The 25,144-nt window shown below is 64.5% G+C and carries 25 protein-coding genes; 13 read left to right on the forward strand and 12 right to left on the reverse strand.

Features of this window, described 5'->3' with window-relative positions; all coding sequences use genetic code 11:
* Positions 1-36 precede the first annotated feature (36 nt).
* From ACJA3S_RS18230 to ACJA3S_RS18255, 6 genes are all read right to left on the reverse strand, one after another.
* Positions 37-1,455, reverse strand: coding sequence for an amino acid permease (locus tag ACJA3S_RS18230; protein WP_406819499.1), 1,419 nt, complete (start codon positions 1,453-1,455; stop codon positions 37-39).
* A 729-nt stretch (positions 1,456-2,184) separates the two neighbouring features.
* Positions 2,185-3,252: a 23S rRNA pseudouridine(2605) synthase RluB gene (gene rluB, locus ACJA3S_RS18235; RefSeq protein ID WP_170031246.1), complete on the reverse strand. Its 1,068-nt coding sequence runs from the start codon at positions 3,250-3,252 to the stop codon at positions 2,185-2,187.
* A 275-nt stretch (positions 3,253-3,527) separates the two neighbouring features.
* The gene (gene scpB / locus ACJA3S_RS18240) at positions 3,528-4,298 is read right to left on the reverse strand and encodes an SMC-Scp complex subunit ScpB (protein WP_406819500.1); all 771 of its coding nucleotides are present in this window, start codon (positions 4,296-4,298) and stop codon (positions 3,528-3,530) included.
* Positions 4,285-5,010, reverse strand: a complete 726-nt coding sequence (locus ACJA3S_RS18245) for a ScpA family protein (RefSeq protein WP_170034247.1) — start codon at positions 5,008-5,010, stop codon at positions 4,285-4,287. Before ACJA3S_RS18245 ends, scpB begins: the two co-directional genes overlap by 14 nt.
* 125 nt (positions 5,011-5,135) lie before the next feature.
* Positions 5,136-5,765 carry an L-threonylcarbamoyladenylate synthase gene (locus ACJA3S_RS18250; protein ID WP_406819501.1) on the reverse strand — a complete coding sequence of 210 codons (630 nt, stop codon included), beginning with the start codon at positions 5,763-5,765 and terminating at the stop codon, positions 5,136-5,138.
* 13 nt (positions 5,766-5,778) lie between these two features.
* A complete protein-coding gene (locus tag ACJA3S_RS18255; RefSeq protein WP_200627526.1) occupies positions 5,779-6,639 on the reverse strand; it encodes a PHP domain-containing protein in 861 nt (286 codons plus the stop codon).
* 67 nt (positions 6,640-6,706) lie between these two features.
* Between ACJA3S_RS18255 and ACJA3S_RS18260 the strand changes: the two genes are divergently transcribed.
* The 5 genes from ACJA3S_RS18260 (at position 6,707) to ACJA3S_RS18280 (ending at position 10,402) form a co-directional block, all read left to right on the forward strand.
* On the forward strand, positions 6,707-7,300 hold the full coding sequence (locus tag ACJA3S_RS18260; RefSeq protein ID WP_186688585.1) for a septation protein A: 594 nt from the start codon (positions 6,707-6,709) through the stop codon (positions 7,298-7,300).
* 1 nt (position 7,301) lies between these two features.
* A complete protein-coding gene (locus tag ACJA3S_RS18265) occupies positions 7,302-7,601 on the forward strand; it encodes a YciI family protein (protein ID WP_170031256.1) in 300 nt (99 codons plus the stop codon).
* 206 nt (positions 7,602-7,807) lie between these two features.
* Positions 7,808-8,485, forward strand: a complete 678-nt coding sequence (locus tag ACJA3S_RS18270) for a response regulator transcription factor (RefSeq protein WP_170031258.1) — start codon at positions 7,808-7,810, stop codon at positions 8,483-8,485.
* Positions 8,486-8,586: 101 nt separating this feature from the next.
* Positions 8,587-9,003, forward strand: a complete 417-nt coding sequence (locus ACJA3S_RS18275) for a Spy/CpxP family protein refolding chaperone (RefSeq protein ID WP_170031260.1) — start codon at positions 8,587-8,589, stop codon at positions 9,001-9,003.
* A gap of 58 nt (positions 9,004-9,061) precedes the next feature.
* Complete coding sequence (locus tag ACJA3S_RS18280) at positions 9,062-10,402, forward strand: ATP-binding protein (RefSeq protein ID WP_406819502.1); 1,341 nt, start codon at positions 9,062-9,064, stop codon at positions 10,400-10,402.
* Between the two features lie 146 nt (positions 10,403-10,548).
* Here the strand turns inward: ACJA3S_RS18280 and ACJA3S_RS18285 are convergent, their stop codons facing one another.
* Positions 10,549-11,106, reverse strand: coding sequence for a nitroreductase family protein (locus tag ACJA3S_RS18285; RefSeq protein WP_406819503.1), 558 nt, complete (start codon positions 11,104-11,106; stop codon positions 10,549-10,551).
* A gap of 102 nt (positions 11,107-11,208) precedes the next feature.
* Between ACJA3S_RS18285 and ACJA3S_RS18290 the strand changes: the two genes are divergently transcribed.
* Positions 11,209-12,663 carry a TrkH family potassium uptake protein gene (locus ACJA3S_RS18290; protein WP_170031266.1) on the forward strand — a complete coding sequence of 485 codons (1,455 nt, stop codon included), beginning with the start codon at positions 11,209-11,211 and terminating at the stop codon, positions 12,661-12,663.
* On the opposite strand, the gene ACJA3S_RS18295 is transcribed toward ACJA3S_RS18290, so the two are convergent.
* Positions 12,620-13,681, reverse strand: a complete 1,062-nt coding sequence (locus ACJA3S_RS18295) for an AraC family transcriptional regulator (protein ID WP_406819504.1) — start codon at positions 13,679-13,681, stop codon at positions 12,620-12,622. The two genes, ACJA3S_RS18290 and ACJA3S_RS18295, sit on opposite strands and share 44 nt — an antisense overlap.
* A 151-nt stretch (positions 13,682-13,832) precedes the next feature.
* Here ACJA3S_RS18295 and ACJA3S_RS18300 point away from each other — a divergent pair, with 151 nt between their 5' ends.
* Positions 13,833-14,144, forward strand: coding sequence for an Mpo1-like protein (locus ACJA3S_RS18300; protein WP_406819505.1), 312 nt, complete (start codon positions 13,833-13,835; stop codon positions 14,142-14,144).
* A gap of 20 nt (positions 14,145-14,164) precedes the next feature.
* Here ACJA3S_RS18300 and ACJA3S_RS18305 read toward each other — a convergent pair whose 3' ends face one another.
* Positions 14,165-14,977 carry a UDP-2,3-diacylglucosamine diphosphatase gene (locus ACJA3S_RS18305; RefSeq protein WP_406819506.1) on the reverse strand — a complete coding sequence of 271 codons (813 nt, stop codon included), beginning with the start codon at positions 14,975-14,977 and terminating at the stop codon, positions 14,165-14,167.
* 127 nt (positions 14,978-15,104) lie between these two features.
* Here ACJA3S_RS18305 and ACJA3S_RS18310 point away from each other — a divergent pair, with 127 nt between their 5' ends.
* On the forward strand, positions 15,105-15,878 hold the full coding sequence (locus ACJA3S_RS18310; protein WP_406819507.1) for an AraC family transcriptional regulator: 774 nt from the start codon (positions 15,105-15,107) through the stop codon (positions 15,876-15,878).
* A gap of 101 nt (positions 15,879-15,979) precedes the next feature.
* Entirely contained in the window at positions 15,980-16,870 is an 891-nt protein-coding gene (locus tag ACJA3S_RS18315; protein ID WP_406819508.1) for a DMT family transporter, read from the forward strand.
* Here the strand turns inward: ACJA3S_RS18315 and ACJA3S_RS18320 are convergent, their stop codons facing one another.
* On the reverse strand, positions 16,871-17,152 hold the full coding sequence (locus ACJA3S_RS18320) for a SelT/SelW/SelH family protein (protein ID WP_406819509.1): 282 nt from the start codon (positions 17,150-17,152) through the stop codon (positions 16,871-16,873).
* 67 nt (positions 17,153-17,219) lie between these two features.
* Between ACJA3S_RS18320 and ACJA3S_RS18325 the strand changes: the two genes are divergently transcribed.
* A complete protein-coding gene (locus ACJA3S_RS18325) occupies positions 17,220-19,406 on the forward strand; it encodes a patatin-like phospholipase family protein (RefSeq protein ID WP_406819510.1) in 2,187 nt (728 codons plus the stop codon).
* Positions 19,407-19,509: 103 nt separating this feature from the next.
* Here the strand turns inward: ACJA3S_RS18325 and ACJA3S_RS18330 are convergent, their stop codons facing one another.
* Both ACJA3S_RS18330 and recQ read right to left on the reverse strand, forming a co-directional pair.
* The gene (locus ACJA3S_RS18330) at positions 19,510-19,947 is read right to left on the reverse strand and encodes a MarR family transcriptional regulator (RefSeq protein WP_170031279.1); all 438 of its coding nucleotides are present in this window, start codon (positions 19,945-19,947) and stop codon (positions 19,510-19,512) included.
* Positions 19,948-20,094: 147 nt separating this feature from the next.
* A complete protein-coding gene (gene recQ, locus ACJA3S_RS18335; RefSeq protein WP_406819511.1) occupies positions 20,095-22,242 on the reverse strand; it encodes a DNA helicase RecQ in 2,148 nt (715 codons plus the stop codon).
* A gap of 245 nt (positions 22,243-22,487) precedes the next feature.
* On the opposite strand from recQ, the gene ACJA3S_RS18340 reads away from it, so the two are divergent.
* The 3 genes from ACJA3S_RS18340 to ACJA3S_RS18350 all read left to right on the forward strand — a co-directional run bounded on the left by ACJA3S_RS18340 (position 22,488) and on the right by ACJA3S_RS18350 (position 25,118).
* Positions 22,488-23,075, forward strand: coding sequence for a YecA family protein (locus tag ACJA3S_RS18340; RefSeq protein WP_186688557.1), 588 nt, complete (start codon positions 22,488-22,490; stop codon positions 23,073-23,075).
* A 7-nt stretch (positions 23,076-23,082) separates the two neighbouring features.
* Positions 23,083-23,448, forward strand: a complete 366-nt coding sequence (locus tag ACJA3S_RS18345) for a YbaN family protein (RefSeq protein WP_170031285.1) — start codon at positions 23,083-23,085, stop codon at positions 23,446-23,448.
* A 311-nt stretch (positions 23,449-23,759) separates the two neighbouring features.
* Positions 23,760-25,118 (forward strand): TolC family outer membrane protein, encoded by a 1,359-nt coding sequence (locus ACJA3S_RS18350; protein ID WP_170031287.1) that lies wholly within the window; start codon positions 23,760-23,762, stop codon positions 25,116-25,118.
* Positions 25,119-25,144 lie beyond the last annotated feature (26 nt).

Raw genomic sequence — 25,144 nt, forward strand, 5'->3', positions numbered from 1 at the left:
GACCTGACTTCGGGTTTTCGGCTACTACAGGGCGCCTTACTTGGCCATGCCAGTAGCCGCTACAGCGGTATTCATCCTGCGACGCGGCTTGACCATGTAGATCACGAACATCGCAAACAGCCAGATCGGGATCGCATACACCGACACGCGGATCTCCGGGATCATCAGCATGATACCCAGGATCAGCACCACGAACGCCAGGCACAGGTAGTTGCCATAGGGGTACCACAAGGCCTTGAACAGCGGCTTCTGGCCGGTGCGGTCGAGGTGTTGGCGGAACTTCAGGTGCGAGTAGCTGATCATCGCCCAGTTGATCACCAGGGTGGCCACCACCAGCGACATCAGCAGCTCCAGGGCGTTCTGCGGCATCAGGTAGTTCAGCAGCACGGCAACGAAGGTCACCCCAGCCGATGCCAGGATCGAACGCACAGGCACGCCACGCTTGTCGACCTTGGCCAGCGATGCCGGGGCGTCGCCCTGTTCGGCCATGCCCAGCAGCATGCGGGCGTTGCAGTAGGTGCCGCTGTTGTACACCGACAATGCCGCAGTCAGGACCACGAAGTTCAACAGGTGCGCTGCCACGTCACTGCCCAGCAGCGAGAACACCTGGACGAACGGGCTGCTGCCATAGCTGCCACCCGAGGCAGCGATGCTGGCCACCAGGTTGTCCCACGGGGTCAGCGACAGCAGGACCACCAGGGCACCCACATAGAAGATCAGGATGCGGTAGATGACCTGGTTGATCGCCTTGGGGATCACGGTCTTCGGCTTGTCGGCCTCGGCAGCGGTAAAGCCGAGCATTTCCAGGCCACCGAAGGAGAACATGATGAACGCCAGGGCCATCACCAGCCCGCTGACACCGTTCGGGAAGAAGCCACCATGCGACCACAGGTTGGCCACGGTCGCCTCGGGGCCGCCGCTGCCACTGGTCAGCAGGTAGGCACCCAGGCCGATCATGCTGACGATGGCCACCACCTTGATGATGGCGAACCAGAATTCCGCTTCACCGAAGAACTTCACGTTCATCAGGTTGATGGCGTTGATCAGCACGAAGAACGCCGCCGCCGTGACCCAGGTCGGGATCTCCGGCCACCAGTAGTGGACATACTTGCCGACTGCCGACAGCTCCGACATGCCCACCAGGATGTACAGCACCCAGCAGTTCCAGCCCGACAGGAAGCCGGCGAAACCGCCCCAGTAGGTATGGGCGAAATGGCTGAACGAGCCGGCCACTGGCTCTTCGACGATCATCTCACCGAGCTGGCGCATGATCATGAAGGCGATGAAGCCGCAGATGGCGTAGCCCAGGATCATCGACGGGCCAGCGGATTTCATCACCCCCGCCGAGCCGAGGAACAGGCCGGTACCGATCGCACCACCCAGGGCAATCAGCTGGATGTGGCGGTTCTTCAGGCCCCGCTTGAGCTCGCCTGAATGCATGTTTTGTCCACTCATGAACGAAGTCACCTGCATTGTTTTTATCTGTGACGGAATCGGACCCACCGCGCTCGTGGCGCAGCGGAATGGGCAAGGTGGTTACCTTGGGTTTCCTGAACGCTGCAGCCGCCGGGGCGGGTCAACCAGGGGTGATCAGGAGTGCGCGGTACGCAAAGGAGTCACAGGTAAAACGCGGCGCACTGTATACCCCTGCAAACGCGCAGGCGTCAACGCACTGCATCGTTTCCTTGGGAAAAAACGCAGCGATCCTGTGGTGTGGGCCTTCAAAGGCGGAGTGATCGGCGTACATGGCGCCTCCATTTGTTGTTTTGTCAGCCTGGCTCTGTGGACAGGCTTTTGCACACGGCAATGGTGGCTATAACACCGTGGCGGCGGGGGTTTGGGCAAGGGTGGTCGGAGCCTGGGGGCAGGCTCGCGCACAGCGGCGACGGCAAGCAATGTTTACAGGGCCGTGGAAAATCTGAAATCAGGGCTGAATTCGGCAGTATCTGTATAGATTTTTTTACAAGGCGGTTCGGGAACTTGCCAGTCGTCAGAAAAATTCTTTTTGTTCAAGGTCTTGGGGCCGCTTTGCGGCCCATCGCGACGCAAGGCCGCTCCTACAGGGACCGCGTCGACAGGGCATCAGCAGCGGCCTTGTGTGGCGACGGGCTGCGCAGCAGGCCTGAATTCCACAGGCATAAAAAAACCAGCCCGAAGGCTGGTTCTCGTCACCGCAAAGCTCGATCAGCCACGCGGCTTGCCGCGACCACGGCCTGCCGGCTTGTCAGCGTCAGGCTTGCCCGGACGCTTGCGCATCTCGCTCGGGCGCTCGGCAACGGTGCTGCCACGGCTGCTTTTGCGCGGCGCTTCTTCACGCGGCTGGCGCGCCGGGCGTTCTTCGCCAGCACCGCCTTCGTGGGCCGGGCGCAGGCTGCGCACGCGCTCGCCACGGCCCAACGGGCGCGTCGACTTGCGCTGCAGGCGCTCCAGCTTATCCTTGGCCTTGAGCTTCATGGCCGGCAGCGCTACCGGCTGCAGGCCCACTTCAGCGGCGAGGATGTCAATTTCACCCTGGGTCATTTCGCGCCAACGGCCCATCGGCAGGTCGGAATTGAGGAACACCGGGCCGAAACGCACGCGCTTCAGGCGGCTGACCACCATGCCCTGGGACTCCCACAAGCGACGCACCTCGCGGTTACGGCCTTCCATCACCACGCAGTGGTACCAGTGGTTGAAGCCTTCGCCACCCGGCGCCTTCTGGATGTCGGTGAACTTGGCCGGGCCGTCTTCCAGCATCACGCCAGCCTTCAGGCGCTCGATCATCTCGTCATCGACTTCGCCGCGCACCCGCACCGCGTACTCACGGTCCATCTCGTAGGATGGGTGCATCAGGCGGTTGGCCAGCTCACCATCGGTGGTGAACAGCAGCAGCCCGGTGGTGTTGATGTCGAGGCGGCCGATGTTGATCCAGCGGCCTTCTTTCGGCCGTGGCAGGCGATCGAATACGGTCGGGCGACCTTCCGGGTCGTCACGGGTACAGATCTCGCCATCAGGCTTGTTGTACATGATCACCCGGCGGGTGGCCTCGGCGGCCTCTTCGCGCTTGATCAGCTTGCCGTCCACGGCGATGGCATCGTGCAGGTCGACGCGCTGGCCAAGGGTGGCCTCGACGCCATTGACCTTGATACGGCCCTGGCTGATCCAGGCCTCGACGTCACGCCGCGAGCCAACGCCGATACGCGCCAGCACTTTCTGCAGCTTTTCGCCGGACGGAGGGGTGGGTTGGCTATCTTGCAGGTCTTGCTCACTCATCTGGGCACCTCCCGGTGTAGGAATGAAATATGGCTTCTGGCGACGAACGCGCCAAAAGGCCGCGCATCATACGCGGTTCGGCGACGGAACGCACTGGAGGGTAGAGGGTTTTGTGGGCTTTGCCAGGGGTTTCTGCCTAACGGTGATGCGTTGCCTGTACCGGCCCTTTCGCGGGCATGCCCGCTCCCACACGGGATATCACAGCTCCTGAGGGCTGCGCAGTACCTGTGGGAGCGGGCGTGCCCGCGAAAGGCCCGGTACAGGCAACAAAGAAATCAGGGTAGTGACTTGCCCTCTTCTTCCACCGAGGCCTCAGCCTGTTCCTCGCGCAAATCATCAAAATCGGTCTTCAGCCCCTCTTCCATGGCATCCAGCTCCACCAGCAGGCTACGGAAGCTGGTCTCCTCCTTCGGTTCGGCAACCGCCTCCTCCTCGCCAAGGCTGGCATCGGCCAACGCCTGCAGGTGCGCCGGCACCGGTGCGTCATCCGCATCGAGCAGCGGTTCGGGCTGCATTTCCCGCAGCTCGGCCAGGGCCGGCAACTCGTCCAGGCTCTTCAGGTTGAAATGGTCGAGAAAGCCCTTGGTGGTGGCGAACATCGCCGGCCGCCCGGGCACCTCGCGGTAACCGACCACGCGCACCCACTCGCGCTCCATGAGGGTCTTGATGATGTTGCTGTTCACCGCCACGCCACGCACATCCTCGATCTCGCCACGGGTAATCGGCTGGCGGTAGGCGATCAAGGCCAAGGTCTCCAGCAGCGCGCGCGAATAGCGCTGCGGGCGCTCTTCCCACAGGCGCCCGACCCAGGGGGCAAAGTCTTCGCGAATCTGCAGGCGGTAACCGCTGGCCACTTCCTTGAGCTCGAAGGCACGGCCAGCACACGACGTGCCCAGCAGTTCCAGGGCCTGCTTGAAGACCTTGGGTTCCGGCCGTTCGGCCTCTTCGAACAGCTCGTACAGGCGTTCCAGCGATTGCGGCTTGCCCGAAGCCAGCAGAAAGGCCTCGATCAGCGACGCCAGGTCACGGGGTTCATTCAGGTTCATCAGGTTCTTCTACAAGCGCCGGGCGAAGCCGCACATGGATGGCGGCGAAGGGTTCATTCTGCACCAGTTCGATCAGCGATTCCTTGACCAACTCAAGGATTGCCATGAAGGTCACCACCACGCCCAGCTTGCCCTCCTCGGCGGCAAACAGCTCGACGAACGGCACGAAGCCGCCGCCTTTCAGGCGCTCCAGCACCTGGCTCATGCGCTCGCGGGTGGACAGGGTCTCGCGGGTGATCTGGTGGCTTTCGAACAGGTCGTTGCGGCGCATCACCTCGGCCATGGAGACCAGCAGCTCTTCCAGGCTGACCTGGGGCAACAGCTTGCGCACCTTGGCCTGCGGCGCCTCCAGGCGTGGTACCACGACCTCGCGGCCAACCCGAGGCATTGCGTCGATGCCTTCGGCGGCCGCCTTGAAACGCTCGTACTCCTGCAGGCGGCGGATCAGTTCGGCGCGCGGGTCGCCTTCCTCCTCCTCGACATCGGCCGAACGTGGCAGCAGCATGCGCGACTTGATCTCGGCGAGCATGGCCGCCATCACCAGGTATTCGGCAGCCAGTTCCAGGCGCACGCTCTTCATCAGCTCGACATAGCCCATGTACTGGCGGGTGATTTCCGCCACCGGGATGTCGAGGATGTCGATGTTCTGCTTGCGGATCAGGTACAGCAGCAGGTCCAGCGGGCCTTCGAAGGCTTCGAGGATGACTTCCAGCGCGTCCGGCGGGATGTACAGGTCCAGCGGCAGTTCGGTCAGGGCTTCGCCATACACCAGCGCCAGCTGCAGCTGGCGCGGCGCCTCGGCCTGCTCGGACAGTGCCTCGGGTGTTTCTACCTGGCTCACGCGTTGACCAGGAACGGCGTGGGGTCGCCGCAGCCGTCACGGATCAGCTCCGGCTCGTCGCCGGACAGGTCGATGATGGTCGAGGCCTTGAGGTCGCCGAAACCACCGTCGATCACCAGGTCGACATGATGCTCCAGGCGCTCGCGGATCTCGTAGGGGTCGGTCATCGGCTCGTCATCCCCGGGCAAGATCAGGCTCACGCTCATCAGCGGCTCACCCAGCTCGGCGAGCAAGGCCAGGGTGATGGCATGGTCAGGCACACGCAGGCCGATGGTACGGCGTTTTTCGTGCAGCAGCAGGCGCGGCACTTCGCGGGTGCCATTGAGGATGAAGGTGTAAGGCCCCGGCACATGCGCCTTGAGCAGGCGGAAGGTGCCGGTGTCGACCTTGGCATACAGCCCCAGCTGCGACATGTCACAGCACATCAGGGTGAAATTGTGGGTCTTGTCCAGGCCGCGCAGGCGCCGCACCCGCTCGATCGCTGCCTTGTCGCCGATCTGGCAACCCAGGGCGTAGGCCGAGTCGGTCGGATACACCACCACGCCGCCCTTGCGGATGATTTCCACCGCCTGGCGGATCAGCCGCGGCTGCGGATTCTCCGGATGAATCTGGAAAAATTGGCTCACGTAGTCGTCCTGTTCATACCGCCAAAGGCTGTTCATGGCTGAATCGGCGCCACAAAGGTGGCAGGTCCTCGGGCAAAGGCCGGTAGGCACCGATCTCGCCCCAGGTGCCGGGGCCGTGGAAGTCACTGCCAGCGCTTGCCAGCAGGCCGAACTCACGGGTGAGGATGGACAGGGTGCCCACCTGCTCGGCCGGCATCATCCCGTTGACCACTTCGATTGCCTGCCCGCCTGCCTGAATATAGTCGGCAATCAGCCTTCTGCGCTTGCTGCGGGTCAGTTCGTAGTGCATGGGGTGCGCCAGGCTCACCCAAGCGTTGGACTGGCGCAGGGTGGCGACGGTTTCATCGAGGCTCGGCCAGTGCTGTTTGACATCGCCCAGCTTGCCGGCGCCCAGCCACTTGCGAAACGCCTCGCCGCGGTCCTTGACGTGCCCGGCGCGCACCAGGTATTCGGCGAAATGTGGCCGCGCCGGGGCGTTGCCGCTGTCGCCCAGTTCGTGCTGCACGGCACGGGCGCCGTCGAGGGCACCGGGCATGCCCTTGGCCGCCAGCCGTTTGTCGATTTCTTCGGCGCGCAGCCAGCGGCCCCGGTGCAACGCTTCGATGGCCGCCAGCAAGGGCGGCGCGTCGAGCGGGAAATCGTAACCGAGCACATGGATGGTCGCGCCGCCCCAGGTGCACGACAGCTCCACCCCGCTGACCCAGTGCATGCCCTTGTCGTGGCAGGCCTGGCGCGCTTCGGGCAGGCCTTCGATGGTGTCATGGTCGGTCAGGGCCAGCGTTCGCACCCCGTGCTCATGGGCCCGGGCGACCAGTGCCGAGGGCGACAGGGCGCCGTCGGAGGCCGTGCTGTGACAGTGCAGATCAACATTCATGGAGGAGCGCTTTCGCTGGAATCGATGTTTGTTATTATGCCGTCACATCCCGATTCTGGCTGCCATTGTGAAACAATTCATCGATTTCATTCCGCTGTTGCTGTTCTTCATCGTCTATAAACTCGACCCGCGCCCCCTGGAAGTCGCCGGCCACAGCTTCGAATTCGGCGGAATCTACAGCGCCACGGCCATGCTCATCATCAGCTCGCTGGTGGTCTATGGCGCGCTGTTCCTGCGCCAGCGCAAGCTGGAGAAGGGCCAGTGGCTGACCTTGGTGGCGTGCCTGGTGTTCGGCGGCCTGACCCTGACCTTCCACAGCGAAACCTTCCTCAAATGGAAAGCCCCGGTGGTCAACTGGCTGTTCGCCCTGGGTTTCGCCGGTAGCCACTTCATCGGTGACCGGGTGCTGATCAAGCGCATCATGGGCCATGCCCTGAGCCTGCCCGACACCATCTGGACCCGCCTGAACCTGGCCTGGATCGGCTTCTTCCTGTTCTGCGGCGCGGCCAACCTGTTCGTCGCCTTCACCTTCCAGGACTTCTGGGTCGACTTCAAGGTGTTCGGCAGCCTGGGCATGACCGTGCTATTCCTGGTGGCGCAGGGCGTGTACCTGTCGCGCCACCTGCACGACGACCCTTCTACCTCCAAACCCAAGGATTGACATGCTCTACGCCATCATCGCCAGCGACGTCGCAAACTCCCTGGAAAAGCGCCTGGCCGCACGCCCGGCACACATCGAACGCCTGCAGCAACTGAAGGACGCTGGCCGCGTGGTGCTGGCCGGCCCGCATCCGGCCATCGACAGCAACGACCCGGGTGCAGCAGGCTTCAGCGGCAGCCTGATCGTTGCCGAGTTCGAATCGCTGGCTGCGGCACAGCGCTGGGCCGATGCCGATCCGTACATTGCGGCCGGCGTGTACGACAAGGTCGTGGTCAAGCCGTTCAAGCAAGTACTGCCCTGATCTGAGACCGCGTCGGCTTCTTCGCGGGCTTGCCCGCTGCCACAGGGAACCCACCAACCTCAGGCCCTGTGGTGTCCCTGTGGGAGCGGGCAAGCCCGCGAAGAAGGCCACGCGGTACTGGCAGTTATACGATTGCCATCAGTCTGCGGTATCTTTGCCACTGGCGGGCCGATTTAGCCGCCGTCAATGGTTGAATTGAGTGAGTCATGAGCGAGCTGTTACTGATTGATGATGACCAGGAGCTGTGCGAGCTGCTCGGCAGCTGGCTAACCCAGGAAGGGTTTACCGTGCGCGCCTGCCACGATGGCAAGAGCGCCCGCCAGGCCTTGGCCACGCATGCCCCGGCGGCCGTGGTGCTGGACGTGATGCTGCCTGACGGCAGTGGCCTGGAACTGCTCAAGCAGTTGCGCAGCGAGCATGCCGAACTGCCGGTGTTGATGCTCTCGGCCCGTGGCGAGCCGCTGGACCGTATCCTTGGCCTGGAACTGGGCGCCGACGACTACCTGGCCAAGCCCTGTGACCCACGTGAACTCACCGCCCGCCTGCGCGCCGTGCTGCGCCGCAGCCATCCCGCGGCCACCAGCAGCCAGGTGGAACTGGGCGACCTGGTCTACAGCCCTGCCCGTGGCGTGGCCAGCATCGACGGCCGCGAAATGACCCTGACCCTGTCCGAGAGCCGCATTCTCGAAGCCCTGCTACGCCAACCCGGCGAGCCGCTGGACAAGCAGGAACTGGCGCAGATCGGCCTGGGCCGCAAGCTGACCCTGTATGACCGCAGCCTGGACATGCACGTCAGCAACCTGCGCAAGAAGATCGGCCCGCATGCCGATGGCCGGCCACGCATCGTTGCCCTGCGCAGTCGCGGCTACTACTACTGCCTCTGAGCATCTTTACCGAGCCTTTACCCTGCGCTGACGGCGCTTGACGGTGATCTCCCTAGACTGTGCTCATCCGGTAACCACCGGCCTATGAAAGGAGAGACACCATGCGCAAGACCCTTATCGCCCTGATGTTCGCCGCTGCCCTGCCGACCGTGGCCATGGCCATGCCTGAAGACGGCCCGCGCCACGACGGCCCGCATCATCGCGGTGATGCGCCGTTCCACCAGCTGGACCTGAGCCGCGACCAGCGCCAGCAGGTCGGCAAGCTGATGCGCGAACAGATGAAGCAGCGCCACGACATCACCGAGCGCTATCTGTCCAAGCTGCCAAGCGCCGAGCAGAAGGCCATGCACGATGAGCTGCAGGCCAACCGCGACAAGACCGACAGCGCGGTCCGCGCCCTGCTCAAGCCGGAACAGCAGAAGAAATTCGACGAGCTGCAGAAGGAACGCGCCACACAGCAAGCCGAGTGGCAGGAGTTCCAGGCCTGGAAAGCTGAAAAAGGCAACAAGGCCCAGTAAGCTGTCCAGCCGATGCCCGGCCCGCCCTAGCGCGGGCCGGGCTTTTCCCGTTTAGGAGGTGCACTTGCGTTCACTGTTCTGGCGCATCCTGGCCAGTTTCTGGCTGGCCATCGCCCTGGTCGCGGGCCTGTCGATCCTGCTGGGCCACATGCTCAACCAGGACGCCTGGATACTCAGCCGCCACCCCGGCCTGAATACCCTGGCCAGCAAGTGGGCCAGGCACTACGAGCAGGAAGGCCTGGCTTCGGCGCAACACTTTCTGGAACGGCGCAAAGAGCGCTTCAAGATCGACGTGCAAGTGCTCGACGAGAGTGGCGAAGCCGTGGTGCCCGGTACCTTCCCGCGCCGTGCGGCAGCATTGGAGGCGCGCCAGCACAATGACCAGCGGCGCCTGCCGTGGCGACGGCTGACCGAGGAATACACCAGCCCCGATAGCGGCCAGACCTACCTGCTGATCTACCGTATCCCGCACCCGGCGCTGGATGCCTGGCACCGCGAGAGCCTGTTGTGGCCGCTCAGTGCGCTGGGCATTGCGCTGGTGGTGCTGACCCTGTTCAGTCTGCTGGTGACCTTGTCCATCACCCGCCCGCTCAGCCGCTTGCGCAGTGCCGTGCACGACCTCGGCCAGACCAGCTACCAGCAGAACAGCCTGGCGCAGCTGGCAGCCCGACGCGACGAGTTCGGCGTGCTGGCCAAGGATTTCAACAAGATGGGCGCGCGCCTGCAAAGCACCATCGGCAGCCAGCGCCAGTTGCTGCGCGACGTGTCCCATGAATTGCGCTCACCGCTGGCCAGGCTGCGCATCGCCCTGGCCCTGGCCGAGCGCGCCGAGCCTGCGCAGCGGCAGGCACTGTGGCCACGACTGACCCGCGAATGCGACCGGCTGGAAGACCTGATCAGCGAAATCCTCGCCCTGGCGCGCGTCGATGCCGAACAGGCGCATGCCGAGCCGGTCGACCTCAATGCCCTGCTCGGCAGCGTGCGCAAGGACGCCCTGCTCAGCGCCCCGGAGCAGGACGTGCGCCTGGAGGCGCAGCCGGGGTTGACCCTGCAGGGCTGGCCAACCCTGATCGAACGCGCGGTGGACAACCTGCTGCGCAACGCCCTGCGCTTCAACCCGGTGGGCCAGCCGATCGAGCTCAGTGCCGTGCGCGAGCAGGACCGTATCCTGGTGAGCGTGCGCGACCATGGGCCCGGGGCGGCGGCAGAGCATCTGCAGCAGTTGGGCGAGCCGTTCTTCCGCGCACCGGGGCAGGAAGCGCCGGGGCATGGGCTGGGGTTGGCGATTGCACGCAAGGCGGCGGAGCGTCATGGCGGTAGCCTGGTGCTCGACAATCATCCACAGGGAGGCTTTGTGGCGCGGCTGGAGTTGCCTGTGACTGAAGCGACAGGCAGTTGAAGATGTCAATACACACGGCCTCTTCGCGGGTAAACCCGCTCCCACAGGTACTGGTGCAAGGCCTGAAATTTGCGCCACACCTGTGGGAGCGGGTTTACCCGCGAAAGGGCCAGTTGCCTTGATACTGCAATCAGCCCAAGGCTGCGTTACTCGCCCCAGGCACTGACGAAATCAGCGGTTTCCAGAATGGGCGCCGTACGCGGCTCGGTCAGCGGCGTACCGACATACAGGTAGCCAATCAGCTCCTCGTTCGCGGCCAGCCCCAGGCCCTGGTGCACATGGGCATCGTAGGCCATGTCACCGGTCCGCCATACCGCGCCGATCCCTTGCGCATGCGCCGCAATCAGGATGCCATGCGCCGCACAGCCCGCCGCCAGGCGCTGCTCGGAACCAGGCACCTTGAAGTGATCCTGCACGCGGGCAATCACCACGATCAGCAACGGCGCCCGCAACGGCATGGCACGCGCCTTGTCCAGTGCAGCCTGGCTGGCATCGCCCTTGCGCTGCAGCGCCTCGGCGAACAGCTCGCCCAGTTTCTCGCGGCCCTGGCCTTCGATGGTCAGGAACCGCCAAGGCCGCAGCTGGCCGTGGTCCGGGGCACGCAGGGCGGCCTGGAACAGCGCCTCGCGCTGGGCGGCATTGGGCGCCGGGTCGGTCAGGCGTGGCACGGAAACACGGTTGAGCAATGCGTCGAGAGCCTCCATCGGCTACCCTCCTGGCAGGTGAATGTGGCGCCATTCTAGCGTTTACATCACCAGACCCATAGGTAGAATGGCGCCCTTCCGTTTCGAGTCAGAGCAGATCACATGGCGTTGCCGACCTTAAGGATCATTGGTTTCATCATCGGCATCTTCCTGATTACCCTCGCGGTCAGCATGGCCGTGCCAATGACGACCCTGGTGATCTTCGAACGCACCGCTGACATGCCTTCGTTCCTCTGGTCCAGCCTGATCACCTTCATCGCCGGTCTGGCCCTGGTGGTCCAGGGCCGCCCCGAACACGTCCACCTGCGCCCGCGCGACATGTACCTGCTGACCGTCAGCAGCTGGCTGGTGGTGTGCGTGTTCGCCGCCCTGCCCTTCCTGCTGACCCAGCACATCAGCTACACCGACGCCTTCTTCGAAAGCATGTCGGGCATCACCGCCACCGGCGCCACCGTGCTCAGCGGGCTCGACAGCATGTCACCGGGGATCCTGATGTGGCGCTCGATGCTGCACTGGCTCGGCGGCATCGGCTTCATCGCCATGGCGGTGGCGATCCTGCCGCTGCTGCGCATCGGTGGCATGCGCCTGTTCCAGACCGAATCGTCAGACCGCTCGGAGAAGGTCATGCCCCGCTCGCACATGGTCGCCAAGTCCATCGTCGGGGTCTACGTCGGCTTCTCGATCCTCGCCGCGCTGGCCTTCTGGTGGGCCGGCATGAGCCCGTTCGATGCGATCAACCACGCCATGTCGGCGATCTCCACCGGCGGGTTTTCCACCTCCGACCAGTCGCTGGCGAAATGGGACATCCCCGCCGTGCACTGGGTCGCGGTGGTGGTGATGATCATGGGCAGTCTGCCGTTCACCCTGTACGTGGCGACCCTGCGCGGCAACCGCAAGGCGCTGCTTCGCGACCAGCAGGTACAGGGCCTGCTCGGCATGCTGGTGACCACCTGGCTGGTGCTCGGCACCTGGTACTGGGCCACCACCCAGCTGCATTGGCTCGACGCCCTGCGCCACGTGGCCCTGAATGTCACTTCGGTGGTCACCACTACCGGCTTCGCCCTGGGTGACTACAGCCTGTGGGGCAACTTCTCGTTGATGCTGTTCTTCTACCTGGGCTTCGTCGGTGGCTGCTCCGGCTCGACTGCCGGTGGCATCAAGATCTTCCGCTTCCAGGTCGCCTACATCCTGCTCAAGGCCAGCCTCAACCAGCTGATCCACCCGCGCGCCGTCATCAAGCAGAAGTACAACGGCCACCGCCTCGACGAAGAAATCGTACGCTCGATCCTGACGTTTTCGTTCTTCTTCGCCATTACCATCTGCGTGATGGCGCTGCTGCTGTCGCTGCTGGGGGTGGACTGGATGACCGCCCTGACCGGCGCTGCCGGTACGGTCTCGGGGGTCGGCCCAGGCCTGGGTGAAGTGATCGGCCCGTCAGGCAACTACGCCAGCCTGCCGGACGCCGCCAAGTGGATTCTCGCCAGCGGCATGCTGCTCGGTCGCCTGGAGATCATCACCGTGCTAGTGCTGTGTATGCCAGCGTTCTGGCGTCACTGAGCGTCTCGGCCGGCGCGCCACGGCGGGCACGGTACTCGCTGGGCGTGGCGCCGAACCAGCGGCGGAACGCCCGGTAGAAGTTGCTGGGGTCGGCAAAGCCCAGCAGGTAGGCGGTTTCCAGCAGGGTCATGCCCGGCTGGGCCAGGTACTGCTCGGCCAGCTCGCGCCGGGTTTCGTCAAGCAATGCCTGGAAGCTGGTGCCCTCTTCCTGCAGACGCCGCTGCAAGGTGCGCTGCGACAGATGCAGCGCCTGCGCCAGGGTTTCGCGCTTGGGCTCGCCCTGGGGCAGAATGCGGCACAGTACCTGGCGCACCCGGTGGGTGACCCGGGTTTCGGAAAAACGCGCCAGGTATTCCCCGGCAAAACGGTCATGCAGCACCGCCATGGCTTCGTTGGCGGTGGGCAGCGCTGCCTCCATGTCGGCCCGCTCGAACAGCAGCGCATCGTGCGCCGCGCCGAACACCAGCGGGGCACGAAACGCCAGCTTGTAAGGCTCGATATGCTTGGGTTGCGGCCCCTGCAGCAGCACCCGGCGCGGCTGCACCGGGCGGCCGCTGAGCCATGAGCACAAAGCCAGGCCGCAGGCCAGCGACGCTTCGGCACTGTGCCGGGTAGGTGGCAGATGGTCGCCGTGCACGGTGAGGATCAGCGAATAGCCTTCGGGGTCGGCGACGAAGCTCAGGTCGCAGCTTTCGGCAATGATGCGCTGGTACCGCACCAGGCGCTCGAAACCCTCGGCCAGGGTGCGGCTGGACATCAACGCATAACCTGCCACATGGAACGACGCCGGGCGCACCACCCGCGCCATGTTCAGGCCGATGGCCTCGTTGCCCGACAGTTCCACCGCCAGTTGCCACAGGCGGGTCATGGCGTCCTGCGGGAAGCGCGCATCGGGGTCATCGAGGGCGGCGAAGTCCAGGCCCAGTTGCTTGAACATGGCCCGGCAGTCCAGCCCTTCCAGCTCGAGTGCCTTCACGATCCCAGTTGCCCAGCAGGCTGACGTGGTTCTTTCGCTCATGACAGGCTTCTTATGCAGACCGCTCCTGCGGTGAACCCCAAGGATATTCAATTGGCGCCTATTGTCACTGGAAGGCACCGCCAGTCACTCTAGACTCGAATCAGGCTCCACGCCGTGCATCCTGTCCAAAAGTATCTGCCGGAGCAGTGCCATGAACCGCACAGCGCAGTTTCGCAGTTTTGCCGAGTTCTATCCGTACTACCTGGGAGAGCACAGTAACCCGACCTGCCGCCGCCTGCACTTCGTCGGTACCAGCCTGGTGATCGCCCTGCTGGCCTATACCATCGGCAGTGGCAAATGGGCGTTGCTGCTGGCCGTGCCCCTGTGCGGCTACGGCTTTGCCTGGGTTGGGCATTTCTTTTTCGAAAAGAACCGGCCGGCGACCTTTACCCATCCGCTGTACAGCCTGATAGGGGATTTCGTGATGTTCAGGGATGTCCTGCTGGGCAAGATCAGCCTGTAGGTTTTCTGGGGCCCCAGGCCTTACGTCGGCTCCCGTAGCGCCTCAGCCGCCCGGGCCTCCCGCGCCTGCGCCTCGGCCAACCGGTACAGCTCGATGGTGCCATCCCAATGCTCGATCAACGCGGTGCACGACTCCACCCAATCGCCGCAATTGAGGTACTCCACCGTTCCTACCCGGCGAATCTCGGCATGGTGGATATGCCCACACACCACGCCATGAAAACCGCGACGGGTGCACTCGTGGGCAATGGCATCCTCGAAGTCGCTGATGAAGTTCACCGCCCCTTTTACCTTGTGCTTCAGGTAGGCCGACAGCGACCAGTAACCATAACCGTAACGAGCCCGCCAATGGTTGAGCCAGCGGTTGAGCACCAGGGTGAATTCATAGGCACGGTCGCCAAGAAACGCCAGCCAGCGGTGGTAACGGGTAATCACATCGAACTGGTCGCCATGGATCACCAGCAGCCGGCGGCCATCGGCGGTCAGGTGCTCGGCTTCGTCCACCAGCTGGATATTGCCGAGGACCAGCCTGGAATAACGGCGCAGGAATTCGTCATGGTTGCCGGTGACGTAGACCACCTCGGTACCGCGCTTGCTCATGGTCAGCAGGCGGCGCAGCACGTTGGTGTGGGCCTGCGGCCAGTAGATCCCGCCGCGCAGCTTCCAGCCATCGATGATATCGCCCACCAGGTAGATGCGGTCGGCCTGGTAGCCCTTGAGGAATTGCGCCAGGTGTTCGGCCTGGCAATCACGCGTACCCAGGTGCACATCGGAGATCCACAAGGTTCGCACCCGCTGCTTACGCGAGGGACGGGACAGTTCGGCATGGGTCATGGGCAGGCTCCGGCGCAGTTTGCTGGAGACTGGCAGGCGCGGATGACAGTGCCGTGGCAATACCGTGACGAGTGATGGGCTGCCGCGATTCAGGCACAATGCATGCCTGCCCTGCCAGGACATTCCCATGAGCGGCCCGATCCTCTCGCTGCGCCATTACCGCCACAGCCTGATCGCCCACAGCCACGAACATCCGCAACTGGTGTTCGGCCTGCGCGGCCGCCTGGAGTTCGAGGTCCAGGGGCATGGCGCCGGGATCGATCGGCAGGGGCTGGTGGTGGTACCGGCGGGTGCCCATCATACCTGCGCCAGCACCGGCGGCAGCGATTGCCTGGTGCTGGATGTACCCGGGGAACATTGGTTGTGCGAACAACTGGGCGAGCATGCCGATGCCAGCCGCCGCTTGCTGGACCGCCCCGCCGCCCTGGGCCTGAATGAGCGTCAGCAACAGTTGGTGGACTGGCTGGCGGCCAGCCCGGTGCACGACCCGCTGATTGCCCGGCAAGGCGCGGCGCTGCTGCTGGCCAGCCTCACCTCCTCCACGGCAGCTGCCAGCAGCGGCGCCTGCCAGCGGCTGCCGTATGCGGCGTTCGATGCGCATATCGAGCAGCATGCCGCCTATCCGCTGCAGGTCGCCGACCTGGCACGCATCGCCGGGTTGTCCTGCACCCGCCTGCATGCACGCTTTATTGCCGAATGCGGCATGACGCCGATGGAGTACGTGCGCCAGCGGCGCTTGCTCAAGGCGCGGCGGCTGGTGCTGCAGACCTTGTTGCCGATGGGCGAGATTGCGGCGCAGGTGGGGTACAGCTCGCAGAGTGCGTTTTCAGCGGCGATGTTGCGGGCGTTTGGTTGCACACCGCTGGCATTGCGGCGAGAGTCTGGCGACAACGCGCACTAGCCTGGCGACAGAACGTGCTGGCCTGAGCCTTTACACTGAGCCTGGGCCGGCCACTGCGCGGGACCGGCACTGTCAGCAAAGATCTTGAGCAAGGACCCTCCATGAATCACCGCACCGCCCTCGGCGCCCTGCACATTGGCGCGCTGTTCTTCGGCCTCACCGGCGTCTTCGGCAAGCTGGCCACCAGCGCCAGCCCGGCGATCATCGTGTTCGGCCGCGCTGCCTTCGCCGTGCTCGCCCTGGCCCTGTTCGCCAGCCTGAGCGGCCCGGGCTGGCAACGCCTGAGCGGCCAGGATGGCCGCCGCCTGCTGCTTGGCGGCGTGCTGCTGGCTGGCCACTGGGTCAGTTTTTTCGTCGCCGTGAAAGTCGCTGGCGTGGCCATTGCCACCCTCGGCTTTGCCAGCTTCCCGGCCTTTACCGTGATCCTCGAGGGCTTGCTGTTCCACGAGCGTATCCGCCGCAACGAAGCCATGCTGGTGCTGCTGGTGAGCATCGGGCTGGTGTTGGTCACCCCAGCGTTCGACCTGGCCAGCCAGGCCACCGGCGGCCTGCTCTGGGCACTGCTGTCGGGGCTGCTGTTCGCCTTGCTGTCGCTCACCAACCGCGCCGGTTCCGGGCGCCTGCCGGCGGTGCAGGCGGCGTTGTGGCAGAACCTGGTGGTGGGCCTGTGCCTGCTGCCGTTCGCGGGCCCGCAGTTGGCCGACGTAGCCAGCCGGGACTGGCTGTGGATCGCCCTGCTCGGCATCTTCTGCACCGCTGTCGCCCACAGCCTGTTCGTCGCCAGCCTGGCGGTGATCAAGGCGCGCACCGCCGCCGTGGTGTTCGGCATGGAGCCGGTCTACGGCATTGCAGTGGCCTGGGTGGTGTTCGCCGAAGCCCCGACCCTGCGCATGCTGCTGGGCGGCGCGCTGATCATCTTCGCCATCGTGCTGTCCAGCCGCCTGGCCGCCGAGCAGGCACCCCGGCATCGGCCCGCGGCCGAGGGCAACTGATCAGCGATCGTTGTGCCCCAGGTCACGCTGCGGGTCGATCTGGTCACGCACCCGCTGCTTCAGTACCTTGGCCTCCGGGAAGCCACCGTCCGCCTTGCGCTCCCAGATCTGCACGCTGTTGCAGGTGATGCGGAAGATCCCCCCGGTGCCCGGCTCCAGCGCCACCCGGCCGAGGTCATCGGCGAAGGTGCTGAGCAGTTCCTGGGCCAGCCAGGCCGCACGCAGCAGCCACTGGCACTGGGTGCAATAGGTGATCACGATTTCGGGTTTGCTGTCGGCCATGGTGCAACGTCTCCAGGTGAGTGGCCGCTTATACTAGCGGTCTTTAGCCCACGGTTTGAGACTCACGATGCGCCGTTTGCTGTTCTGTTTGCTGCTCGCCCTCACCGCCTTCACGGTTGGCGCTGCCGAACCGGCCAGGCCCAAGGTCGGCCTGGTGCTGTCCGGTGGCGCAGCCCGCGGCCTGGCCCACATCGGTGTGCTCAAGGCCCTGGAGGAACAGGGCGTGCGCATCGACGCCATCGCCGGCACCAGCATGGGCGCGGTGATCGGCGGCCTGTACGCCTCGGGCTACAGTGTCGAAGAGCTGGAAAAGCTCGCCACCACCCTCGACTGGCAACAGGCGCTGTCCGATGCCCCGCCGCGCAAGGACGTGCCGTTCCGGCGCAAGCAGGATGACCGCGACTTCCTGGTGAAGCAGAAACTCAGCTTTCGCGACGATGGCAGCCTGGGCTTGCCATTGGGCGTGATCCAGGGCCAGAACCTGTCCTTGTTGCTGGAAAGCAAGCTGGCACACACCGCCGACACCCGCGACTTCGACAAGTTGCCGATTCCTTTCCGGGCAGTGGCCACCGACATCGCCAGTGGCGAAAAAGTGGTGTTCAGCCGTGGCCACCTACCCCAGGTGATCCGCGCCAGCATGTCGATCCCGGCGGTGTTCGCCCCGGTCGAACTGGACGGCCGGCTGCTGGTGGACGGCGGCATGGTCGACAACATCCCCGTGGACGTGGCCCGCGAAATGGGCGTGGACCTGGCCATCGTCGTCGACATCGGCACCCCGCTGCGTGACCGCAAGCAACTGGCCACGGTGGTCGACGTGCTCAACCAGTCGATCACCCTGATGACCCGACGCAACTCGGACGAGCAGCTGGCCAGCCTGCACCGCGACGACATTCTCGTCCAGCCGCCGCTGGCCGCCTTTGGTGTCACCGACTTCGGCCGCGCGCGGGAGATGATCGACGCCGGCTACCGCGCGACCCGCCTGCTCGATGCTCGCCTCGCCGCCCTGCGCCAGCCCGAGGCCGACAGCAGCCTGGCGGTGGCCCGCTCGCCACGCCAGCGCACCCCGGTGATTACCGCAATCCGGATCGAGAACGACTCCAAGGTCAGCGACGAGGTCATCCGTTCGTACATCCGCCAGCCAATCGATGCGCCGCTGGAACTGGACCGGCTGCAGACCGACATGGGCACGCTGTATGGCCTGGACTACTTCGACCGGGTGCAATATCGCGTGGTCCACAAGGGTGATGACAACACCCTGGTGATCAACGCCCGCGGCCGACGCGGTGGCACCGACTACCTGCGCCTGGGCCTCAACCTGTCGGACGACCTGCGCGGCGACAGCGCCTTCAACCTGGGCGCCAGCTACCGGGTCAACGGCATCAACAGCCTCGGCGCCGAATGGCTGACGCGTGGCCAGATCGGCGACCAGCAGGAACTCTATAGCGAGTTCTACCAGCCGCTGGACGTGGGCTCGCGCTATTTCATCGCGCCGTACCTGGACTTCAATTCGCAGAACATCGAAGCGACCCTGGACAACGACCCCATCGCCGAGTACCGCCTGGAACGCTACGGTTTTGGCCTGAACGTGGGCCGGCAGATCGGCACCAACGGCGAGGTGCGCCTGGGCGTGGGCAAGGCCTGGGGCGAGGCCGAGGTGCGCATTGGCGACCAGGACTTGCCCAAGGTCAGTTTCAACGAAGGCTTCTACGAGCTGAAGTACTCGTTCGACACCCTCGACAACGTGTACTTCCCGCATCGCGGCGAGGACATTGGCCTGACCTTGCGCAACTACGACAAGTCGCTGGATTCCGACCAGGATTACCGGCAGTGGCTGTTCAACCTGGACAAGGCCATCAGCAGCGGGCCGAACACCTTCGTGCTGGGTGGCCGCTACGGGCGCACGCTGGACGCTACCGAAGTGGTCACGTCGAGCTTCGTGCTGGGTGGGGCGAGAGAGCTGTCCGGCTTCCGCCAGGACTCGGTGTCCGGGCAGAACGTGAGCCTGCTGCGCATGGTCTATTATCGCCGCCTGACGCCACGGGCCTACCTGCCGCTGGACTTCCCGTTGTACCTCGGCGGGTCACTGGAACGTGGGCGGGCGTGGAACAACGACAACGCGTTCGACAGCGGCTACATCAACGCGGCAAGCATCTTCCTGGGGCTGGAGACGCCGTTGGGGCCGTTGAATTTCACCTATGGTGCCAACAGCGCGCATGAGCAGGCGGTGTACCTGAACCTGGGACATACCTTCTGAACCGTCGGGGCTGCCTTGCAGCCCATCGCGACACCAGGCCGCTCCAGGGATCGCGTACTCCTGTGAGCGGCCTGGATGGGCCGCCAGGCGGCCCCAGGGCCCCTCAGGATTTCTCCAGGTTGGCCAGGATCCTGGCATGCACCCGCATGCACACCTGCAGGTCCGCCTCATCCACCCCGGTGAACAACTCCACCCGCAGCTGGTTGGCAATGGTCTCGATCTGGTCGATCAGTGGCTTGGCCGGCGGGCACAGCACGATCTTCTTCGCTCGCCGGTCCTCCAGCACTGCCTGCCGGCGCACCAGCCCCTGCGCCTCCAGGCTGTCCAGCAGGCGCGCCAGGGTCGGGCCTTCGACACCCACGCTCTGGGCCAGCTCACGCTGGGTCGGGGCCTCTTCGAAACGGGCCAGGTGCAGCAACACCAGCCAACGCGCCTGGGACAGGTTGAGCCCGGCCAGGCGGCGGTCCAGCTCGGCACGCCAACCCCGGGACATCTGGGCCAGCTGCATGCCGAAGCGGTGTTGATTGTCGGTCAGGGGCATAAGCAACTCATTGAACAGATCTAATTATTAGGCAGCTAACCATGGCCCGCTCCACGAGGCAAGGCTCGGGCCTTGGTGACTGGCCGATTATCGTGCAAAAACATGACAAAGGTCAGTAGAGGGCACTGCCGTCGAGCCTGGCGCCGGTCACAGCTCGAACTCCGCCGCCAGTGCCGCCCGTACGCAATACAGCACGCCTTCCGGCACGCGGCCACCGAACAACGGCGCAACGGCCGACACCGGCGGCAGCTCGCCCTCGCCGTCGAGGAAGGCATCCTGCACTTCCATCATCAGGTCTTCCGGCAGGTCCAGGGCCTGTTCCAGGCTCAGCTCCTGGCGGCCGAGCGCCTCGGCCAGCAGGCTGTAGACGTTCTTTTCGCTGCAATCGAGCTGCCCGGCGATCTGCGCCGGGGTCATGCCGGCGCGGGCCAGGCTGACCAGTTCGTGGCGCAGGTCGAGCACCACTTTCGGCGCCTCGTCGGTGCCGCCGCTGTTGTTCAGCACTTCGAGGAAGGCCTGGCCATAACGCTCCAGCTTGCGCGCCCCCACGCCGCTGACCTGGGCCATGTCGCTGAGGCTGACCGGCTGGCTGCGCAACATCTCCAGCAGCGTCGAATCGGGGAAGATGACGTAGGGCGGCACGCTGTGTTCCTCGGCCAGCTTGCGCCGCAAGGTGCGTAGCGCCTCCCACAGCTCGCGCTCCTCGGCACGCACCAGCTGGCTGGCCGGGCTGCCACCGCCGGACGACGAAGGCCTGGCGCTGGTCTGCGGCTTGAGGTCGCGGCGCAGCTGCAAGGTCACTTCGCCACGCAGCAGCGGCCGGCAGCTGTCGGACAGGCGCAGGCCGCCATAGCCTTCCAGGTCGATATCGACCAGGCCACGCGCCACCAACTGGCGGAACAGCGAACGCCATTCGACCTCGGCCAGGCCCTTGCCGACGCCAAACACCGAGAGTTTCTCATGGCCGAAATTGCGTACCTTCTCGGTGTCCTTGCCCAGCAGCACGTCGACCAGGTGGCCGACGCCGTAGCGCTGTCCGGTGCGGAACACTGCCGACAGCGCCTGGCGAGCCGGCTCGGTGGCGTCCCAGGTCTGCACCTGGTCGACACAGTTGTCGCAGTGCCCGCACGGCTGTTCGAGGGTTTCATCGAAATAGGCCAGCAGCGCCTGGCGCCGGCAGCGGGTTTCTTCGCACAGCGCCAGCATAGCGTCGAGCTTGTGCTGCTCGATGCGCTTGTGGCGCTCGTCGCCTTCGGAGTTCTGCAGCATCTGCTTGAGCATCACCATGTCCTGCAGGCCGTAGGCCATCCAGGCATCGGACGGCAGGCCGTCACGCCCGGCACGGCCGGTCTCCTGGTAGTACGCCTCCAGCGACTTGGGCAGGTCGAGGTGGGCGACGAAGCGCACGTTGGGCTTGTCGATGCCCATGCCGAAGGCAATGGTGGCGACCATGATCAGCCCTTCCTCGTTGAGGAACCGGTGCTGGTTGGCCGCGCGCGTCTCGGCAGGCAGGCCTGCGTGATAAGGCAGCGCCGGGAAGCCCTGGTCGCAGAGGAAGGCGGCGGTTTCGTCAACCTTCTTGCGCGACAGGCAGTAAACGATGCCGGCGTTGCCACGGCGTTCGCCGAGGAAGGCCATCAGCTGCTTGCGCGGCGCCTCCTTGGGCACGATGCGGTAGAAGATGTTGGGCCGGTCGAAGCTCGACAGGAAGCGCTCGGCACCTTGCAGGTGCAGGCGCTGCACGATCTCTTCGCGGGTGCGCATGTCGGCCGTGGCGGTGAGGGCGATGCGCGGCACATGCGGGAACAGCTCGGCCAGCTGGCCAAGTTGCAGGTACTCGGGGCGGAAATCATGCCCCCATTGCGACACGCAGTGGGCTTCGTCGATGGCGAACAGGGCGATGTCCAGGTCGCGCAGGAAGTCGAGCATGCGTGGCTGCACCAGGCGCTCCGGCGCCAGGTACAGCATTTTCACTTCACCGCGGCGCAGGCGCCCGGCCAGATCACGCTGCTGCTCGGGGGTCAGCGTGGAGTTCAGGGCGGCGGCCGGCACCCCCAGTTCATCGAGCGTGGCAACCTGGTCGTCCATCAGCGCGATCAGCGGCGAGACCACCACCGTCAGGCCCGGACGCAGCAACCCCGGCACCTGGAAACACAACGACTTGCCGCCACCGGTGGGCATCAGCACCAGGGCATCGCCGCCATTGGCCACGCAGTCGATGATCGCTGCCTGGCGCCCGCGGAAACTGTCGTAGCCGAAGACGTCCTTGAGAACGCGCTGAGCCTGTTCGAGCATGTGCAACTCCACAAATCGCCGTACCATCCTGGACACAGGCTGGACGAAAAACCCGCCCCGCACACGCCAAATGCGTAAGCGGTTTTTGCCAGGCAGCCGGCAAAACCTGCGCCTGGATGAAAAATCGCGGAGTATACCGCAGCACCGCACCGCGCAGGGCACACGGTGATAGACGTTCCCTTTCCCCCGCCGCCGCCGCAAGGTGCTAGAATTCGTTATCGTTTATTCCCCAAGGTAGCCCCGTAATGTCCTTCGCCGAGCAACTGACCCGCCTGCAAACCTTCCTCGACGCCGACGAGCTGCACGAAGAAGCGCTGGACTACGTCGCCGCCCACGGCTACCTCACCGCCTTGTCGATCAACGCTGAGGAGGTGCCGGAGCGCGAGTGGATCGACGCCCTGTTCGCCGAAGAACCGCATTACGCCAGCGAGGCCCAGCGCACCGAGATCGAAGCTACCCTGGTGGCGCTCAAGGCACACATCGCCCGCCAGCTGGCCAGTGACGACGAGTTCGAGCTGCCGTGCGAACTCGACCTGACCGACGAGCCGGACGATTCCGACCTGCGCGGCTGGTGCATCGGCTTCATGGAAGGCGTGTTCCTGCGTGAAGAGGCCTGGTTCGAGAACGCCGAAGAAGAAGTCAGCGAGATGCTGCTGCCGATCATGGTCGGCTCGGGCCTGTTCGACGAGCAGCCGGAATTCGCCGACATCGCCAGCAACCCCAACCTGCAGGACGACATGATCGTACAGATCCCTGAAGCGCTGACGGCGCTGTTCCTGCTGCTGCACGCTCCTGACGAAAAACCGGCGCTGCTCAAGCCTCGCCACCACTGAGTCGCCTGTGCGCTACGTGCTGCTGGCCACCGGCTGGCTCAGCGTTGCGCTGGGGGTGTTGGGGATCTTCCTGCCGGTATTGCCGACCACCCCATTCCTGCTTCTGGCGGCGGCCTGCTTTGCCCGCAGCTCGCCGCGCTTTCACCACTGGCTGGTCCACCACCCCAAGCTCGGGCCGTGGATTCGCGACTACCTCAGTGGTGAAGGCATTCCCCTCAAGGGCAAGCTCTACGCCATCGGCCTGATGTGGGCCAGTATCGGCCTGTCATGCTACCTGGTCCCCTTGTTCTGGGCTCGCAGCTTCATGCTGGCCAGCGCAGTGTTGGTCAGCCTGTACATCCTCAGCCAGAAGACCCTTCGCAGGCCGAAGTGACAATATTTTGTCGCCAAATATCAATTTCGCCTAGCGGCTGTGCTGTTTATCCGAAATCATTCTGGAACCCGCGCAGAGCCCCGTATTTACTGGGTTTAACGGCTCGCCTCGGCGCCTTGAAGCGTGCACGAAACTTTGTTTGTTAGACTTATCGGGCCTTACATGGCTTTTTGATATGAATAAATCTTCTTATTCATCGTGATGAATCTACTTAGCTGTGACGTTAAAAACCTGCAACACTATGTGCGATAACTTTATCGTCATTTTTTTGGCGAGCAGCAGGATCAATTCCAGGATCAGGGAGATGTACCATGCGCGTTTTGAACCCCATCACCAGTGCGTTACTGTTGGCCCTGGCGAGTGCCAACGTACAGGCGATGTCGATCACCGAGGCTGTCCAAAACGCCGTGGACTACCATCCGCAAATCAGCTCCAACCGCAACAGCAAGCTGTCGGCCGATGAGGATGTGAAATTTGCGCGTGGTGGCTACTACCCTTCCGTGGACCTGGTCGCTGGCTATGGCCGCCAGCGTTCGGACAACACCAGCACCCGTGCCCAGGGCAACCACAACAAGGAAACCCTCAACTACACCCAGTCCGAGCTGCGCCTGCGGCAGATGATCTTCGACGGCTTCAACACCTCCAATGAAGTGGGCCGCACCGAAGCGGTTTCGACCTCTCGCGCCTACTACACCCAGGCCGTAGCCCAGGATGTTGCCCTGCGTGCAGTCGAGGTGTACCTGGAAGTGCTCAAGCGCCGTGAGCTGGTCACCCTGGCCAAGAACAACCTGCAAGCCCACCTGCGGGTCAACGACCAGATCGGCCTGCGCAACGAGCGCGGTGTCGGCAGCACCGCCGACCTCGACCAGTCCCGTGCACGTCGCGCCCTGGCGGAAAACAACCTGGACACCGCCGAAGTCGACCTGGCCGACGCCGAGGCCAACTTCTTCAGCGTGGTCGGGCGCATGCCGGACGAGCTGGAAGCCCCGCCGTCGATCAAGGTGGCAATGCCTGCCAACCTCGAGGAAGCACGCGAGGGCATGCGCCAGAACAACCCGTACATCAAGTCGGCCCAGGCTGATGTCAACGCTGCCGAGAAGCAGTACGAAGTGGCCAAGTCGACCTTCTACCCACGCTTCGACGCCATCCTGGCCACCGGTGCCAACAACAACACCGGCGGCGAGAAAGGCCACAACAACAACGACTGGCAGGCCGGCGTGGAGATGAACTACAACCTGTTCCGCGGCGGCAGCGACAAGGCTCGCCTGCAGTCCGACGCGCACAAGATCAACCAGGCCCTGGACATCCGCAACAACGCCCTGCGTGAGCTGACCGAGAACCTGAGCCTGGCGTGGAACGCCATGAACAACGCCAGCAAGCAGCTGCCGACCGCACGTGAATACGCCGAAACGACCAAGCGCGTGCGTGCTGCCTACCAGGACCAGTTCGGCCTGGGCCAGCGTACCCTGCTGGACGTGCTGGACAGTGAAAACGAGCTGTACAACGCCGACCGCCGCTACACCGAAGTGCGTTATACCGAGGAATTCTCGCGTTACCGCGTGCTGGCGACCATGGGCGAGCTGTTGAGCAAGCAACGCATTTCGCTGCCGCCGGAGGCGCTGGCTTCTACCGAAGTGACCACCGAGGCGCGTTTGCCCGAGATGCGTTGATCGGTTTGCGATTGCCGGGGGCCGCT

It is taken from the genome of Pseudomonas sp. KnCO4 (assembly GCF_045344305.1).
GTDB classification, from domain to species: domain Bacteria; phylum Pseudomonadota; class Gammaproteobacteria; order Pseudomonadales; family Pseudomonadaceae; genus Aquipseudomonas; species Aquipseudomonas anuradhapurensis.